This is a genomic window from Nocardiopsis sp. TRM 82005 (assembly GCF_056312425.1).
In genome coordinates this window covers 16,318-32,662 of record NZ_JBWDTQ010000003.1, presented here as the reverse complement: position 1 = coordinate 32,662, position 16,345 = coordinate 16,318, and the positions used below count along the sequence as shown (strand labels likewise).

Genomic DNA, 16,345 nt, shown 5'->3' with positions numbered 1-16,345 from the left:
GGTGGAGGGCGACGGGCGGGCGGAGCGGAGCCCCAAAGACGACACTGCCCCAAGGAGGAACAGGACCGGGAACCGCGCCGGAGGCGTCGGGTGCGGACAGCCCCACCAGACGGTGGTGGACACCGACCGCTCCGCATGGGCGCGGTCCCCGGTCCTGTCGGGGGTACGGATCCGCGGGGCGGAGCGGATCCCCGAAGAACACTCCCTAGTCGACCAGTCGGAGCACGCCGTAGTCGAAGCCCTTGCGCCGGTAGACGACGCTCGGGGCGTCCTTGACCTCGTCGTGGAAGAGGTAGAAGTCGTGGCCGACGAGTTCCATCTCCATCAGCGCCTGGTCGATACTCATGGGCTTGGCCCGGTGAAACTTCTCCCGCACGATGAGGGGGCCGTCTCCCTGGGTGTCGAGTTCGACGAACTCGTCGGAGAACCTGCCGCCCACCTCGGTACCGTCAGTCTCCTCCTCCCCGCTGTCTCGGGCGGGGGGCGCCTGCGTGGCGGTGGCAGTGGTTGAGGGCATGTCTCCGGGGAGATCGGCGGTGGCCGCCGCGACGGAGACGGGGCGATGGTTGCCGCGGTGGACCTTGCGCCGGTCCGCGGCCTTGCGAAGACGGGCCTCGATCCTGTCGATCGCGAGGTCGAGGGCGCCGTACCGGTCCGCGGCGGCGGCCTCGCTGCGAATGACCGGACCGTTGGTCCGGATGGTCAGCTCAACCCGCTCACGGACGTCGGCGAGCTTGGGGTTGCGCTCTTCGGACACCTCCACGTCGACGGCCATGCCCTTCTTCTCCCACTTGGAGAGCCTGTCGAGCTTGTTGTCGACGTGCTGTCGGAACTTCTCATTCACACCGGTGCGTCGACCCTTGACGATGATGTCCATAGGACCCCCTTCATCGCGTGGCCGCCGTGAAGACGACAGCCAGGCTGCTCTGCATCCCTTCCGCCGGCAGGGGGACGAAAGGGTGTCGCGCTAGCCCCCTTCCGCTGGTGCCCCTGTCCTGTAGGGGTCACGGCTTGGTTGGAAGTGCGTATACCCATCAGGAGCGCCGTCATCACGCGCCTCACGGACACGATTGGTGACAGCTCCCGAACTTCCCGAACTGGGAGAAGGGATCTCTGGCACGGTTGGGACAAGGCATCCTCCGGGCGTCCACCACGAGGCCACGGCAGGGCGGTCCCGGGCGGTGGTGGAGGAGATCGCCCCCGGGAGCTCGTCGTTGGCGAGCCCCCGGGCGATGGGATGCCACCCGTCCGGCCGACCTGGTCTTCGTCCCCACATCCGCCTGCTGAGAGTGTCGCCGCTCTTATACGCGACTACTGCTCTTCTCCCTGTCATGAGGGACATCTGGACCCTCCGCGGGGCAGGGCTTACCTCTAAGGCGCACCGTGATCGGTCGACGAAAAGTCGCCTTACGTGGGCCGTTTCGCCTGCGCCTGGCATCGGCTTGCCGAAGTGGCGCCCCGGTGTTCCCGGGGGCTCAAACTCTCCGACGCAACCACGGACCCGGACGGGTGCCATACCGTGACCGTAACCTGTCCTGACGAGGATGTCAGGTAGTGATCACCTGCCCAACTCGCTGGTAACCATCGCAAATCCTTGCGGACATGGACTTTTCTCTTGTTCACAGGGATTCGTAAAACCTTCTTGCCCCGCCGGGTGCACCGTCCGGGAGGCGCTCGGTGAGAGCAATCACTCCCGCCACCCTGATCCCGCGGACCCGCAGAGCACGGGTCGCCTCGGCCGCGGTCGCGCCCGTGGTGAGGACGTCGTCCACCACGACCGCCGCGCCGTCGCGCACCGCACGGTCCTTCGCGGGAGGACTGTCGGCGACGAAGGCGCCCACCCGGTTGGCCAGGCGCTCGGCACGGCCCAGGCCGGCCTGCCGCCGGACGCGGCCCCGGTAGCGCAGCAGCGGCGCCACCCTCCCGGCGTCCGCGCCGCCTGCACCCGCCAGGCAGGCGCGGGCCAGCCGAGTGACCGGGGCATGGGAGCCGTGCGGCGGACCACGGCCGGGAACGGGGACGAGCAGGGTGCCCGGGGCCGCCAGCCCCGAGGCGGTGTAGGCGGCGGCCAGCCGCTCTCCGAGCGGTGTGACCAGGGCGTCCGCGCCGCCCTCCTTGTAGGCGAGCAGCACCCTGCGGTAGTACCCGGCGTAGGGACCGGCCGCCCAGGCAGGAGGGCAGCCCGGCCTGGGCGAGCACCGGTGGGGGCGGCGCCGCAGTACGGTGAGGCAGTCCGCGCACAGCGGCCCCGAAGGGCCCGAGCACCCGGCGCAGGGGTGCGGCAGGAGTAGATCGAGCAGCGCGGCGAGCGCCCATCGCAGCACGCCGGTGTGGCGGGTCCGACCGTCCATGAATCCAGGATCGGCTCCCGGGCCGACCGCCGCCAGCCCCTTTCCGAGGCCTGTGGACAGCCGCGGAGCACGCCCGTGGGCGGCGCCGCCCGGCCCCCGTCCGGCCAGGCGCGTCGCCCGCCCACGGGAGAACGGCTAGCCGGGGAAGGTGGGAGAGCTGCCCTCCACCACGTTCTGCCAGTTGAGCGGGTCGTTGGAGACCCAGATGTTGCCGTCGTCCGAACCCGCGACCAACGGCTGTCCGGGGGCGCCCGAGACGGTCGCCATGCTCGCGACGGGGGTCCCGGCGCTGGCGGGCGGTGTCCCTCCGTCCAGCGACACCAGGAACCCCTGGCTCGTGCCGCCCTCGCGGCTGCCCAGAACGACCAGCTGGTCGCCCGAGCGCCAGGAGATGTCCGTGACGTCCTCCAGCTCGCGGGCCAGGGTGATGAACGAACCCAGCGAGACCCGCCCGTCCGCGTCCTCCACCACACGGCCCACCTGGAGTGAGCGCTGTCCGTCCAACTCGGTCACCGCCGCGGCGCGGGTACCGTCCCGGGAGACCTGGAACCGCACCAGCGAGCTGGAGGTGTCGCGCAGGCCGGGCAGGTCGACCTGGACCACCTCGTCACCGCCCCGCAGCAGCCACAGGGCCGTGGAGTCCGGCGCGGGTTCGACACCGTCGCGGTCGGGGGGCTCGACATCGACCTCCTCCTCCGACTCCTCGTCGTCCTCGTCGGGGATCTCCTCGACCACCCACAGATCACCGCTGGCGTCCCAGGAGAGCTCGGTGAAGGTCCCGTCGGACAGGACCTCCCGGGCCGCGGCTCCCGGACTGATCTGGCTCGTGACGACCTCGCCGCCGCCCGCGGTGATCCCGGCGACCGTCCGCTCGTCCAGCGACACCGCGAACCGCTCCAACGGGATCTCCCCCGAGCCCAGCGGGCCGGAGACCGGTTCGGCGTCGCCGAAGGTGCCGGAGTCCCAGTCCGAGGCCGACCACAGCTGTCCCTCATGCGAGTAGTAGGTGCGGACGTCGGGCGTGACCACCCCGGGGTCCACGTCGGTCCAGTAGTCGCTGCCCGGGCGGGGCCGGTCGGTCCTCTCGCCCTCGCCCTCGGCTCCGGGGAAGTCCACCGCCGAGCCGTTCACGGTGAGGGTGAACTCCTGGATCTCCGGCAACTGGCGCAGGGTCCAGGCGATCTGCGCGCCCATACCGAACTCGTCAGCCTCGCTGATCCCCGTCACATCGATGGCCGCCCGCTCGGAGTCCACCTCCAGCTCGAGACCGGCCTCGTCCGGGAAGGAGGAGACCACGGCGGGGTCCAGCCACTCGCTGGGGCCGTTGATGAGCCGGTGCAGCAGCCGCTCGGCCAGCTCGTCGGTACTCACCGGCAGGTAGACCGGGTCCGGTACCAGAGAGGTCTCTTCCGGGGTGAAGAAGTACAGGTTGAAGGGGCGGTGGGTGCGCTCCACGTCGAGCTGGCTGAGGATGAGCTCCTCGGGCAGGCTCTGGATACGCCACTCCCCGTCGGGGTCGCCGTTCTCGCGGGCCAGGACGAAGGACTCGTCGAGCAGCCGACCGGTGTCGCCGGGAACGTACTTGCCGTCCTCGTCGATCGTGGCCACCAGTGAGCTGCGCATCCGCACCGTGGCGGTGAGCCCGTCGCCGCTGACCTCGGTGTCCAGGTCGACCGTGTCCAGGTCGGGGAAGACCTTGACCGTACCGTCCGGGGACCACCTCTGGTCGGCCTCGGACAGCATGTAGTTGCGGGCGGCCTTGTGGTCTTCCTCGAAGCTGCCCATGTCCTTGAGGAACCCGCTGACCAGTCCCTCCGGGGCCACACCGGTCTGGGGCCCGGCGGGCAGCCGACGCACGTAGCCGCCGTAGGGGTCGTCCCCGGAGTCGTTTCCGTCGCCGGGGATGACGGGACCGGTCGTCGGGACGGTCGCGCAGGCCGCCATGGACACGCCCGCCACAGCCGCGGCCAGGCAGACGCGCGCGGCGCGGCCGAACCGGTCCAGGACGCTCATGACAGCTTCTCCTCGTCCTCGCGCTGTTCGGTTTCCCCGTCACCGGTGTCCGCACCGTCCTGGTCGCCCCCGGCGAGGGCCCACTCGGAACGGGCCGCGCCATTGCCGCCCTCGCCCGTGAGCGGGGTGAAGTTACGGCTCAGCGCGATCTCCGGCGGCACCAGCGGCAGGGGCGACCCGCGCAGTTCGGTGTCGGCGCGACGCGGCAGGGAGAGCCGGAACTGGGAGCCCTGGCCCGGCATGCCCCACGCCTGGAGCCAACCGCCGTGCAGAGCGGCGTCCTCCTTGGCGATGGACAACCCCAAGCCGGTGCCGCCGGTGGTGCGCACACGGGCCGGGTCAGCACGCCAGAAGCGGTCGAAGCACAAGTGCTCCTCCCCCTCCTTGAGGCCGACCCCGTAGTCGCGCACCGCCACGGCCACCGCGTCACGGTCGCCGGCGGCGGCGACCACCACGTCGCGGCCCTCGCTGTGCTCGATGGCGTTGACCACCAGGTTGCGCAGGATGCGGTTGATCCGGCGGGAGTCGTACTCGGCCATGCAGGGTTCGGCCGGCAGGCGCAGGACGACCTTGATGCCGCGCCGCTCGGCGATCTGCTCGGCGTCGCCGACGGCCCTCATCACCGCGTCCCGGATGTCCAGCGACTCAACGCCCAGGGTCGCGGCCCCGGCGTCGTGGCGGCTGATCTCCAGCAGGTCCGAGAGCAGTTCCTCGAAGCGCTCCACCTGGCTCTGTAACAGCTCCACCGAGCGGCGCATGGTGGGATCGAGATCCTCGCGCTCGCCGAAGAGCACGTCCCCGGCCATCTTGATCGTGGTCAGCGGGGTGCGCAGCTCGTGGGAGACGTCGGAGACGAACTGGCGCTGGAGCTTGGACAGTTCCTCCAGCTCCTGGATCTTCTCCTGGAGGTTGCCCGCCATGTCGTTGAAGGACAGGGCCAGCCGGGCGAGGTCGTCCTCGCCCTGCACGGTCATGCGTTCGGCGAGGTCGCCGGAGGAGAGCCGTTCGGCGGACTGGGCGGCCGCGCGGATCGGGCTGACCACCTGCCGGGTGATGACGAACGCGATCAGGCCCAGGAGGACGACCAGCAGCACGGCGACCAGGGCGACCGTGCGCTGGACCAGGTCGAGGATCTCCTGCTCGTGCTGGAGCGGGAAGATGTAGTACAGCTCGTAGGCGTACGTGAGCTGGGCACCGACCACCAGCGCGGGCTCCTCGGAGCCGCCCTGCTCGGCCGTGACGCGCGTGTACGTGTGGTACTGCTGCTCGCTCACCTCGGACTGGCCGACCTGGTCGATCAGCCGCTGGGGGACGCTCTCCTCGTCGCCGGTGGCCCATCCGGTCTGGTCGCCCACCGACGGCAGGATGACGACGCCGTACAGCCCGGTGTCACCGCTGCGGCTGGTGAGCTCGCTGGTGATGTTGTACAGGAGCCGGTCGCGGTCGCCGCCCTCGTTCTCCTGGAGTTCGACGAGCGCGTAGTTGAGGCCGGCGCGGTGGTCGGTGACGGCCGTGGCGATCTTGGCGTCGAGCAGACCGCCTCTCACCTGGGAGACGAGGACGTATCCCAGGCCCAGCATCACCACCAGGGACAGCACCAGGGTGGTGGAGATGACTCTGAGGTGCAGCGAGCGGCGCCAGTTGGTGTGAACGCCGCGTACCAGGGCGCGGGCGGCACGCTGGGCGAACAGATAGGCACGGGTGAGGCCCGTGCCGCTGTCACGCCAGCGCCCCCCGGCCTCGGAGGACCCGGAGGGCGGACTCTGAACCTTGGAATCGGTTGTCCGCTCCTCCTCGGGTGTACCTGCGGTCATGTGCGACTCGGTTGGATCAGGCGGTACCGGCCTTGTAGCCGACACCGCGGACGGTCACGACGACCTCGGGGTGCTCCGGGTCCTTCTCGATCTTGGCGCGCAAGCGCTGCACGTGGACGTTGACCAGGCGGGTGTCGGCGGCGTGCCGGTAACCCCAGACCTGCTCCAGCAGCACCTCTCGGGTGAAGACCTGGCGCGGCTTGCGGGCCAGGGCGACCAGGAGGTCGAACTCCAGCGGGGTGAGGCTGATCTGCTCACCGTCGCGGCGCACGGCGTGCCCGGCGACGTCGATGGTGATGTCCCCGATCTGCAGGACCTCGGGCGCGGGCTCCTCGGTGCGGCGCAGCCGCACACGGACGCGGGCCACCAGCTCCTTGGGCTTGAAGGGCTTGACGATGTAGTCGTCCGCGCCGGACTCCAGGCCCAGGACGACGTCGATGGTGTCGCTCTTGGCCGTGAGCATCACGATGGGCACGCCGGACTCGGCGCGGATCTGGCGGCACACGTCGATCCCGTCGGCCCCGGGCAGCATCAGGTCGAGGAGGACCAGGTCGGGCTTGGTCTCACGGAAGGCCTCCATCGCCTTGTCCCCGTCATGCACGAACGAAGGCTCGAACCCTTCGCCCCGCAGCACGATACCGAGCATCTCGGCGAGGGCGAGGTCATCGTCGACAACCAGTACACGTCCCTTCATCGGTGTGTCCGGCACCGGCGTCGACCCGCCCGTGGGCGGGTAGGCGGCGCCTACTCCTCTCTCTGGAAACACTCAAGCGGCATAAACGTTCGGTGCGCCCTCGACGCAAGGAACTACTTCGTCTCCCCACCTTGCCACCTTCAGGCGGTGTTGGGAGAGTGGTCGATATTTTTCGGTCTCCGCGGACCGGTCACGGCCATCGGCACGTCGGCCCTGCTGAGCTGGCCCGCGAACCTTCACGACTTGGCCTGTTGATAACAGAAAGCATACAAAAGGAATGAAGTGAGTGGGTTACGCCTGCATACCCCCGAACCTCGCCGGGCAGCGGTACAACCGGCGGGTAGGTTGGTTTCCCAGACGGCAGGAATCGCGCGACTGCGCTCGCGCAGCGTGACCAAACCCCATGGAGGGCGGGGCAGATGACCCAGGAGGACGACCACCGGGACGCGTCGGGGAACCCCCCGGGTGGGCCGGACGGCGGTGGAACTCCCGAGGCCGGCCCCCCGTCCGAGCCCGGTGGCTGGTCGGCGCCCGGACAGGGGCAGGCTCCCCCCGGGCGCCAGGAGCGGGGACAGGCTCCTGGCCACGAGCAGCAGGGGTACGGACAGGCCCCCGGCTACGGCCAGTACGGCCACGGCGGGGAACGGGGCTACGGCGAACAGCCCGGGTACGGACCGCCTCCCGGTACTCCGCCCGGATACGGGCAGCAGCCCCCGTACGGCCAGCAGTACGGTTACGGCGCCCCGATGCCCCCCGGCGTCGCCCACGCGCCCAAACCCGGCCTCGTCCCGTTGCGGCCCCTGACCCTCGGCGACATCCTCAACGGCGCGTTCAGCCTCATCCGGACCAACCCCAAGACCACCGTCGGTCTGTCGCTGATCGTCATGGCGATCGCCGCCGTCCTGACCACGCTGGCCTCGACATGGTTCATAGGCGACTACACGGCCTGGCTGGAGGAGGTCGTGGCCGACCCCGCGGCCATGGACACGGGCGCACCGCTCTTCCCCGGCTCCCCGCTGACCATCGTCCTGGTGTACCTGGGCGAACTCTTCGTCTACCTCGGCGGATTCGTCGTGCTGGGACTGCTCGCCGCGACGATCGGCATGGCCGTCCTCGGCCACCGGCTCACGCCCCGGCAGGCGTGGGAGGCCGCGCGCGGCCGGATGGGCGCGGTCATCGGGCTCGCCCTGATCAAGCTGGGCATCCAGTTCGCGATGTGGATCGCCGCCACGGTCGGGCTGATCGGCGCGATCGTGCTCGGTGTCATCGTCGGTATGGAATCGGGCGCCGGCGGCGGGATCGCCATCGGCGTCCTCGTCCTCCTCCTCGCGCTGGCGGCCGTCGCCGTACCGAGCCTTTGGATCTGGATCCGGCTCTACTACGCCATGCCGCTGGTCGTCCTCGAACGCCTCGGCCCCGGACAGGCCATGGCCCGCTCCTGGCGCCTGTCCCAGGACCAGTGGTGGCGCACACTCGGCTACTGGCTGCTGACCGGGCTCCTCGTCCTCGTGGTCGGCATGATCCTCAACATGCCGTTCGGCATCGCCGCCGGGGTGTTCGGCTTCGTCGACCCGACCGCGACCTGGACCGTGGTCGCCACCGGAGCCCTGACCTACGTGGGCACGGTGCTGGTGTACGCCATCACCCAGCCGTTCGCCGCCGGGGTCAACACCCTGCTCTACGTGGACCTGCGGATCCGCCGTGAGGGCCTCGACCTGAGGCTGCACGAGGCCGCCCAGGCGGGCTACGAGGCGGGCCCGGAGATCTACATGCCGGAGCCGCGGACGTGAGGACACACCCCGCCGCCGTCGGGGAGGTGACCCGGGAGGAGGGGCGGCGCCGCGCCATCGACGAACTGAGTGATCCCCTCTACGGGGACCGGGAGCCCTCCCTGATCGACCGCTTCCTCGCCTGGCTCGACGAGCTGCTCGCGGGGTTCGCGGAGGGGGCACCGGACTTCCTCGGCGGCTGGATGGTCCTGGGGCCGCTTCTCGTGCTGGTCGCGGCCCTGGTGGTCTGGCTGGTCGTCTGGCTGCGCCCGTCCCGCGGCGGCGCGACCGGTGTGCCCGTGCACGAGGGCACCCCGATGACGGCCGCCGACCACCGGGCCGCCGCCGACGGGCACGAGGCCGCGGGCGAGTTCGCCGCCGCCGTCACCGAGAGGCTGAGGGCCATCAGCGTGGACCTGGAGGACAGGGCGATCATCACGCCGCGCGCGGGACGTACCGCCACCGAGCTGGCCGCCGAGGCCTCCGACGTGCTGCCCGGCGAGGCCGAGGGCCTGCGCGAGGGCGCCCGGGTCTTCAACGACGTGGCCTACGGCGACCGTCCGGCGACCGCCGGCTCCGTGCGCGTGCTGCGTGAGCTGGACGAGCGCCTGCGGGCCGCCCGGCCCGCCGAGGGGGTTCGGCGATGACGGCCACCGCCGCGCCCGCGCCGTCCCCGACGCCCGCCGCCGGCCACGCACCGCCGCCCGAGGGCTCGCGTGCCCGGAGCGTGTGGCGCTCGGTCCGGGCCCCGGCCGCCGTGATCACCCTGCTCGTGGTGGTGTCGGTGCTGCTGTCGCTGGGCAGCGAGCAGTTCCCCACAGGACACTTGGAGCCGGGTTCGGTCTCCCCCGACGGCACGCGGGCGCTGGTGAACGTACTGGAGCAGGACCGCGACGTGGACGTCGTGCGCTCTTCGGCCGATGCCGAGGAGGCCGTGGCACGCGCCGGGGACGACACCGTACTGGCCGTCTTCCTGGACCACCGGCTGCTGCCCGAGGAGCTGGACGCCCTGGCCGCCCTCGACGTGGACACGGTCCTGGTCCAGCCGTCCACGCGGTCCCTGGAGGCGTTCGCGCCCGGGACCGAGATGACCGGACGGGAGGGGAGCGGCCAGTTCCTGGAGACCGCCTACCCTCCCGAGTGCGGCCTGTCGGCCGCCGAGGCCGCGGGCAGCGCCCACGTCGGCGGCGAGCTGTACACGGCGCCCTCCGGAGCCGACGCCGTGGGCTGCTACCCGGGCGGGGACGGCGACGCGCTGGTCCAGGTGCGCGGGGACGGGACGACCACCACGGTGTTGGGCACCGGGCGGCCGCTGACCAACGCCGCGCTCGGCGCCGGGGGCAACGCCGCGCTGTCGCTGAACCTCATGGCCGCCGAGGACGTGGTGTGGCTGCGCCCCGACCCGCCCCAGGAGGAGGGCGGTTCCAGCCTGTGGGAGCTGCTTCCGCTGGGACTGCGCTGGTCGCTGGTTCCCCTCGTGGCGACACTGGCGCTGCTGGCACTGTGGCGGGGCCGCCGGATGGGCGCGCTGGTGCCCGAGTCGCTGCCCGTGGTGGTGCGTGCCTCGGAGACGACCGAGGGCCGCGCGGGGCTGTACCAGTCGCGCAAGGCCCGGGACCGGGCCGCGACGGCGTTGCGCGCCGGGTTCCTGGAGCGGACGGTGCCCAAGCTCGGGTTGAGCGCGGACGCCGCGCCCGATGCGGTCGTGGCGACCATCGCGGAGCGGACCGGCGACGACCCCGGACACCTGCGGGAGCTGCTCCGCCCCGGGCTGCCCGACCCGTACGCGCAAGACGACGACTCGCTGGTCAGGCTCGCCGACGAACTCGACGAGCGCGCCCGGAGGCTGCGGTGAGGCCGACGCGCGCGGACCGGAGAACGACCACTGAGGTATCGAGAGAGGTAGACGGCACGTGAGCGCCTTCACACCCGAGGCACTGCCATCAGCCGACGAGGCGCGTGCGGCGTTGGTCGCCCTGCGCCGCGAGGTGGCCAAGGCGGTCGTGGGCCAGGACGAGACGGTGACCGCTATGGTCGTGGCACTGCTGTGCCGCGGCCATGTACTGATGGAGGGCGTGCCCGGTGTCGCCAAGACACTGCTGGTGCGCACCGTGTCGGCGGCCCTGTCCCTGGACCACAAGCGAGTGCAGTTCACCCCGGACCTGATGCCGGGTGACGTGACGGGTTCGCTCGTCTACGACCAGCACACCGCGAAGTTCGAGTTCCTCAAGGGCCCGGTCTTCACCAACCTGCTGCTGGCGGACGAGATCAACCGGACCCCGCCCAAGACCCAGGCGTCGCTGCTGGAGTCCATGGAGGAGCGGCAGGTGACCGTGGAGGGAAGGCCCGCCGCGCTGCCGGAACCGTTCATGGTGGCCGCCACCCAGAACCCGGTGGAGTACGAGGGCACCTACCCGTTGCCCGAGGCGCAGCTGGACCGGTTCCTGCTGAAGGTGAACATCCCGCTGCCCGAGCGGGAGGCCGAGGTGGAGATGCTGGGCCGCCACGCGGACGGTTTCGACCCGGGCGACCTGGACGCGGCCGGGGTGACCGCCGTGGCGGGCGCCGCGGAGCTGCGTGCCGCCCGTATTGCCGTGGAGAAGGTGCGGGTGGCGCCCGAGGTCCTGGGCTACATCGTGGACCTGTGCCGGGCCACCCGACGGTCGCCTTCGCTCCAGCTGGGCGCGTCCCCGCGTGGTGCGACGGCGCTGCTGCGCACCAGCCGGGCTTGGGCATGGCTGTCTGGGCGCGACTACGTCACTCCTGACGACGTGAAGGCGCTGGCCAAGGGCACCCTGCGGCACCGGATCGCGCTGCGTCCGGAGGCCGAGCTCGAGGGAGCCACCACCGACGGCATCCTGGACGGTGTGCTCGCCTCCGTCCCGGTACCGCGCTGATGGTGGTCACCGGCCGGGCCGTACTGCTGGCGCTGGTGGCGACGGTCGCGGTCGCCCTGTCCGGCCTGATCGGCGCCGGAGCGACCGCGGTCGCCCTGGGTGTGCTGGTGGTGGTGCTCGCCCTGGACATGCTGCTGGCGGCGAGCCCGAAGGCGATGCGCCTGTCCCGAAGCGGCGACACGTCGCTGCGGCTGGGCGACTCGGCGACGGTGTACGTCACCGTCGCCAACCCCACACGGCGACGCCTGCGGGGGGCGGTGCGCGACGCCTGGCCCCCGAGCGCGCACGCCGCACCGCGCGGGCAGCCGCTGCGGGTGGCCGCCGGGGAACGGCGGCGGGTGGCGACCACGCTCACCCCGACGCGGCGCGGCGACGCCCGGGCCGCCGGGGTGACCGTACGCAGCGTGGGGCCGCTGGGACTGGCGGGCAGGCAGCGCACGCTGCCCGCGCCGTGGACGGTGCGCACGCTGCCGCCCTTCCACAGCAGGCGCCACCTGCCGGGCAAGCTGTCGCGTCTGCGCGAACTGGAGGGCCAGCACACGGCGATGGTGCGCGGGCAGGGCAGCGAGTTCGACTCGCTGCGCGACTACGTACCCGGCGACGACGTGCGGTCGATCGACTGGCGGGCCACCGCTCGGGGCGACGGCGTGGTGGTGCGGACGTGGCGGCCCGAGAGGGACCGGCGCATCCTCATCGTGCTGGACACCGGGCGCACCTCGGCCGGTCGGGTGGGCGACACCCCGCGTCTGGACCACGCCATGGACGCGGCCCTGCTGCTGGCGGCGCTGGCGGGCAAGGCGGGTGACCGGGTGGACTTCATGGCCTACGATCGGCGCACGCGCGCCCAGGTGCGCTCCTCGGGCAAGGGCAGCCAGGTCGGCCGGATCGTGGAGGCCATGGCGCCGCTGGAGGCGGAGTTGGTGGAGTCCGACCCGGCGGGGCTGGTGGGGACCGTCCTGGGAACTCAGGGACGGACCCGGCGGCTGGTGGTACTGCTGACCGACCTGAACGCGACCGCCCTGGAGGAGGGGCTGCTGCCGAGGCTTCCCTCACTGACCTCCCGGCACCTGCTGATGGTGGCCGCGGTCAACGACCCGGCGGTGGACCGGATGGCCGGTGAGCGGGGCAGTGCGGACGCGCTGTACCGGGCGGCCGCCGCGGAGCGAACGCTGGGCGAGCGGCGCCGGGTGACCGCCGAGCTGCGCCGGATGGGTGTGGAGGTGGTCGATGCCGGCCCCGACCACATCGCGCCCGCGCTGGCGGACGCCTACATCAACCTCAAGGCGCAGGGAAGGCTGTAGGGATGCGGCCAGGAGCGGTACGCCTCGTGGGGGTCCGTGCGAGGGCGTCCCACCGAAGGGTGTCTCCGTGCGGGCAGTATGGGAGGCATGGCCCCTCCCCCCGAACCGCCCGGCAACGCCTCCTCCGGTGCCGTCCACGGACAGCTGGTCCAGGCCCGTGACATCCACGGCGGCGTGACCCTCCAGACGCCGCCCCCGACACCTCCCCCTCCGGCCGCGGACGTGTCCCTGGACCCGCCCCGGCCCGCGACCGCCGTGCGGGGCCGTGAGGGCGTCCTGCGCGCGCTCGGCGAGGCCATGGAGGTCGGCGCCCCGGTCCCGCACGTGCTGACCGGACCCGGCGGGTTCGGCAAGACGACCGTGGCGGCGGCGCTGGCCGAGAGGGCGCGGCGCGAGGGATGGACGGTGTTCTGGGTACGGCCCGGCAGCGTCGCGGCCAGCATGGTCGAGGCCGCCGTGGAGGTGGGCGCCTCCCGATCGGAGGCCGAGCAGGTCAAAGGGACCCGGCACCAGGCGGCGCGGTGGGTGTGGCGGCACCTGGACGCCGCTCCCCGGCCGTGGCTGCTGGTGATCGACAACGCCGACCGACCTGAGGAACTGGATCCGGAGAACCGACCCGGCGACCAGATGGGGTGGATGCGGGCGAGTCCCGGCGGATTCGTGCTGGTGACCAGCAGGGTGGACGACCCCGCCCAGTGGGCGCCCGCGAGGGTGCACCGGATCGGGGAGCTGGAGGTGTCGGCGGCGGCCGCGGCCCTGGCCGACCACGCCGGGACCGCGGAGCTCGCGGGCGCGGAGGAGCTGGCGCGGCGGTTGGGCGGGGTGCCGCTGGCCCTGCACCTGGCCGGGCGGATCCTGGCCACGCACCGGGTGCTGTTCCCCGACGCGCACGCGCTGTTGGGCAGGCTCGGCGAAGACATCGGCACGCTGGACGAGCTGGCCGCGCCCTTCGTCAGCGGCACCGACACGGAGCGCAGGCTGCTGTCGGGGGTGTGGGGGCTGTCCCTGCGGCTGGTGGAGGAGCGGGAGCCCAAGGCCGCACCGCTGCTGAGGCTGCTGTCCGTGCTGGGGTCGGAAGCCACGCCCGTCCCCCTGCGCCGTCTCCCGCTGTCGGAACTGGACGGCGGCGTCCTCGGAACCTTGGACGAGGCGGGGCTGGCACGCGCCGTCAACGCGCTGGCCGTGCACGGACTGGTCTCCGTGGGGGCGGAGAGGGGCGAGACGGCGCTGCGGCTGCACCCTCTCGTGTCGGAGACGGTGCGCGCCGCCTTGACGGAGGCCGACCTCGCGGTGGCCGAGCTGGCCGAGCACCTGCTCGTCCGGCAGCGCGACCGGGACCTTCAGCTCGAGTTCACAGCCCTCAACACCATCGTGCTGCTACGGCTCCGCCTTCGCCCCGGTGACGAGCCCACGGCGACCGCCCAGGCCCTGTTGCGTACGGGCACCGAACTCACCCGTGAGGCTTGGCAGACATTCGTGTCGGTCGGCCGAAGCCTCCTGCGTCTCGGGGGTTACCCGGAAGCGGAGAGGGTGCTGACACGCGTGGTGCGGCATACCGCGCAGTTCCTCGGTACGGACGACCCGCTTCCGCTCAGAGCCAGACACCACCTCGCCGAGGCGATCCTGGAGCAGAACCGCGTCGACGAGGCGGAGGAGGCGTTCCGGGCACTCCACCGGGACCGTGAGCGCCTGCTGGGGCCCGGCCACGTCGACACCCTGGAGACCCTCTACCAGGTCGGCCTGGTCTCGGTCCGGAGGGAGCGGTGGGAAGAGGCGGCGCGGACTCTCGGCACGGTGAGGGAGGAGCGCGTCCGTACATCCGGCGAGGAGGACCCGCTGGCCCTGTTCGCCGAACAGAACCTGGCCTACGCCACGATGCGGCGGGGAGACCCCGGCACGGCCGAGACCGGGTTCCGGCGGGTCCACGCGGTACGGCAGCGCGTGCTGGGTCCCGACCACCACATGACGGCTGACGCCGCCTTCTACGTGGCGAGAGCCGCCCAGGAGCGGGGGGAGGCAGAGAGGGCGCTCACGGGATTCGCCGAGGTCCGGCGGGTCTGGACCGCTCAGCTGGGACAGGAGAACCCGCGGGTGGAGATGCTCGATCGGCGCATCGCCGAGGTCGAGGCGGTCATCGAACGGGGTGACGCGCCCTCGTGACGCGTGCCCCTCTGGGGCCGGAGACCACGCGCAGCAGAGCCGCCCACTCCGGTGCCGCCAGGTCGAGTGGACCCGCGTCCGGATACGCGGAGTCCCGTACACGGACACCGGCGGCGAGGACGGCGGCCTCCAGACAGCATGTCTCCGCCGCGCTGTGGGAGCTCTTGAACCAGTGTGGAGCGTCGGCGTCCATGGCCAGGATGATGCCACGGCGGGCGTCTCCTGGACAGGTCCTCAGGCCACCGGCACGGCTTGGGGGGCGTTCTCGATGTCGCCGGTCTCGCCCTCCTGGTAGGCTTTCTTCCCCACCGTGAACACGTAGACCAGGAACAGCAGCTCCGCCAGTGCCCCGATGCCCAGGGCGACCGGGATCGGGATGTCCCCCGCCGCCGCGTTGCCGGTCACCAGGCCCTCGATGAGGCCGGAGACGAACAGCACCGCCACCAGCCCCAGGGCCACCGCGATGGCGGCGCGCGCCTCCTCGCCCAGGGCGCGCATGCGGGTGCGGTCGCCCGGCGCGATGATCGTCCAGCCGAGTTTGAGGCCCACCCCGCCCGCGACGAAGACGGCGGTCAGCTCCAGCATGCCGTGCGGCAGGATCAGCCCGAAGAAGACGTCGCCCTGGCCGTGGGCGACCATGATCCCGGCGCCGGTGCCCACGTTCACGGCGTTCATCAGCAGCACCGCCAGGGTCGGCAGGCCGAAGGCCACCCCGAAGATGATCGCCTGTGCCGACACCCACGCGTTGTTGGTCCACACCTGGGCGGCGAACGAGCCCCGGGGGTTCTCCATGTAGTAGTTCGCGAATTCGTAGTCGACGTACTGCGCGATGAACTCCGGCGTGCCCAAGGCGTGCAGCACGTCGGGGTTGGCCACGATCCAGGCGGCGGTGGCCCCCGCGATCGCCATCGTGCCCGCCGTGGTACCGATCCACCACCACCGCAGCCGGTACAGCACCGCCGGGAACACCCGGGTGAAGAACCCGCCGACGTCGCGCCACGCGGACGCGTGCGCTCCGGTCACCGCCGACCGGGCCCGCGCCACCAGTGCGGACAGCCTGCCCACCAGCGCGGGGTCCTGCCCGGAGGAGCGCACCACCGACAGGTGGGTGGAAACCCGCTGGTAGAGCTCGACGAGTTCGTCGATCTCCTCGCCGTCCAGCGAGCGGCGCCTGCGCACCAGATCGTCCAGCCGTTCCCACTCCCGGGCATGCGCCGCGGCGAACACGTCGATATCCACGCACCGGAGCCTACCGGTTCGGGCGTGCGCCGGTCCGGGCACCGGGTGACCTTCGCGAACGCCCGTTCCACGTGGCGGGTAATGTCGGGGAGACGGTTTCAGACAGC

Annotated in this window: 13 protein-coding genes; 6 read left to right on the top strand and 7 right to left on the bottom strand. The window is 71.9% G+C overall.

Annotated elements, in window-relative coordinates; genetic code table 11:
• Nucleotides 1-205: 205 nt before the first annotated feature.
• The 5 genes from hpf to mtrA form a co-directional block, all read right to left on the bottom strand.
• The gene (gene hpf / locus AC0T5L_RS01375) at nt 206-877 is read right to left on the bottom strand and encodes a ribosome hibernation-promoting factor, HPF/YfiA family (RefSeq protein WP_476163474.1); all 672 of its coding nucleotides are present in this window, start codon (nt 875-877) and stop codon (nt 206-208) included.
• A 742-nt stretch (nt 878-1,619) separates the two neighbouring features.
• Nucleotides 1,620-2,351 (bottom strand): ComF family protein, encoded by a 732-nt coding sequence (locus AC0T5L_RS01370; RefSeq protein WP_476163473.1) that lies wholly within the window; start codon nt 2,349-2,351, stop codon nt 1,620-1,622.
• A 135-nt stretch (nt 2,352-2,486) separates the two neighbouring features.
• Nucleotides 2,487-4,364, bottom strand: coding sequence for an LpqB family beta-propeller domain-containing protein (locus AC0T5L_RS01365; RefSeq protein WP_476163472.1), 1,878 nt, complete (start codon nt 4,362-4,364; stop codon nt 2,487-2,489).
• On the bottom strand, nt 4,361-6,178 hold the full coding sequence (mtrB, locus tag AC0T5L_RS01360; RefSeq protein WP_476163471.1) for an MtrAB system histidine kinase MtrB: 1,818 nt from the start codon (nt 6,176-6,178) through the stop codon (nt 4,361-4,363). Before mtrB ends, AC0T5L_RS01365 begins: the two co-directional genes overlap by 4 nt.
• A 16-nt stretch (nt 6,179-6,194) precedes the next feature.
• Nucleotides 6,195-6,872 (bottom strand): MtrAB system response regulator MtrA, encoded by a 678-nt coding sequence (mtrA, locus tag AC0T5L_RS01355; RefSeq protein WP_476163470.1) that lies wholly within the window; start codon nt 6,870-6,872, stop codon nt 6,195-6,197.
• Between the two features lie 419 nt (nt 6,873-7,291).
• On the opposite strand from mtrA, the gene AC0T5L_RS01350 reads away from it, so the two are divergent.
• From AC0T5L_RS01350 to AC0T5L_RS01325, 6 genes are all read left to right on the top strand, one after another.
• Nucleotides 7,292-8,662, top strand: coding sequence for a DUF7847 domain-containing protein (locus AC0T5L_RS01350; protein ID WP_476163469.1), 1,371 nt, complete (start codon nt 7,292-7,294; stop codon nt 8,660-8,662).
• Nucleotides 8,659-9,288, top strand: a complete 630-nt coding sequence (locus AC0T5L_RS01345; protein WP_476163468.1) for a DUF4129 domain-containing protein — start codon at nt 8,659-8,661, stop codon at nt 9,286-9,288. Before AC0T5L_RS01350 ends, AC0T5L_RS01345 begins: the two co-directional genes overlap by 4 nt.
• Nucleotides 9,285-10,496, top strand: coding sequence for a DUF4350 domain-containing protein (locus AC0T5L_RS01340; RefSeq protein ID WP_476163467.1), 1,212 nt, complete (start codon nt 9,285-9,287; stop codon nt 10,494-10,496). Before AC0T5L_RS01345 ends, AC0T5L_RS01340 begins: the two co-directional genes overlap by 4 nt.
• A gap of 58 nt (nt 10,497-10,554) precedes the next feature.
• The gene (locus tag AC0T5L_RS01335) at nt 10,555-11,538 is read left to right on the top strand and encodes an AAA family ATPase (RefSeq protein WP_476163466.1); all 984 of its coding nucleotides are present in this window, start codon (nt 10,555-10,557) and stop codon (nt 11,536-11,538) included.
• Complete coding sequence (locus AC0T5L_RS01330) at nt 11,538-12,839, top strand: DUF58 domain-containing protein (RefSeq protein WP_476163465.1); 1,302 nt, start codon at nt 11,538-11,540, stop codon at nt 12,837-12,839. Before AC0T5L_RS01335 ends, AC0T5L_RS01330 begins: the two co-directional genes overlap by 1 nt.
• 78 nt (nt 12,840-12,917) lie before the next feature.
• A complete protein-coding gene (locus AC0T5L_RS01325) occupies nt 12,918-14,999 on the top strand; it encodes a tetratricopeptide repeat protein (RefSeq protein WP_476163464.1) in 2,082 nt (693 codons plus the stop codon).
• Here AC0T5L_RS01325 and AC0T5L_RS01320 read toward each other — a convergent pair.
• On the bottom strand, nt 14,971-15,192 hold the full coding sequence (locus AC0T5L_RS01320) for a DUF397 domain-containing protein (RefSeq protein ID WP_476163463.1): 222 nt from the start codon (nt 15,190-15,192) through the stop codon (nt 14,971-14,973). The genes AC0T5L_RS01325 and AC0T5L_RS01320 overlap by 29 nt on opposite strands.
• Before the next feature lie 41 nt (nt 15,193-15,233).
• The gene (locus AC0T5L_RS01315; protein WP_476163462.1) at nt 15,234-16,238 is read right to left on the bottom strand and encodes a stage II sporulation protein M; all 1,005 of its coding nucleotides are present in this window, start codon (nt 16,236-16,238) and stop codon (nt 15,234-15,236) included.
• Nucleotides 16,239-16,345: the final 107 nt, after the last annotated feature.

Excerpts from the sequence above, each read along its gene's own strand:
- hpf (WP_476163474.1), bottom strand. The coding sequence starts at position 877 with ATGGACATCATCGTCAAGGGTCGACGCACCGGTGTGAATGAGAAGTTC.
- AC0T5L_RS01370 (WP_476163473.1), bottom strand. The coding sequence starts at position 2,351 with ATGGACGGTCGGACCCGCCACACCGGCGTGCTGCGATGGGCGCTCGCC.
- AC0T5L_RS01365 (WP_476163472.1), bottom strand. The coding sequence starts at position 4,364 with ATGAGCGTCCTGGACCGGTTCGGCCGCGCCGCGCGCGTCTGCCTGGCC.
- mtrB (WP_476163471.1), bottom strand. The coding sequence starts at position 6,178 with ATGACCGCAGGTACACCCGAGGAGGAGCGGACAACCGATTCCAAGGTT.
- mtrA (WP_476163470.1), bottom strand. The coding sequence starts at position 6,872 with ATGAAGGGACGTGTACTGGTTGTCGACGATGACCTCGCCCTCGCCGAG.
- AC0T5L_RS01350 (WP_476163469.1), top strand. The coding sequence starts at position 7,292 with ATGACCCAGGAGGACGACCACCGGGACGCGTCGGGGAACCCCCCGGGT.
- AC0T5L_RS01340 (WP_476163467.1), top strand. The coding sequence starts at position 9,285 with ATGACGGCCACCGCCGCGCCCGCGCCGTCCCCGACGCCCGCCGCCGGC.
- AC0T5L_RS01330 (WP_476163465.1), top strand. The coding sequence starts at position 11,538 with ATGGTGGTCACCGGCCGGGCCGTACTGCTGGCGCTGGTGGCGACGGTC.
- AC0T5L_RS01325 (WP_476163464.1), top strand. The coding sequence starts at position 12,918 with ATGGGAGGCATGGCCCCTCCCCCCGAACCGCCCGGCAACGCCTCCTCC.
- AC0T5L_RS01320 (WP_476163463.1), bottom strand. The coding sequence starts at position 15,192 with ATGGACGCCGACGCTCCACACTGGTTCAAGAGCTCCCACAGCGCGGCG.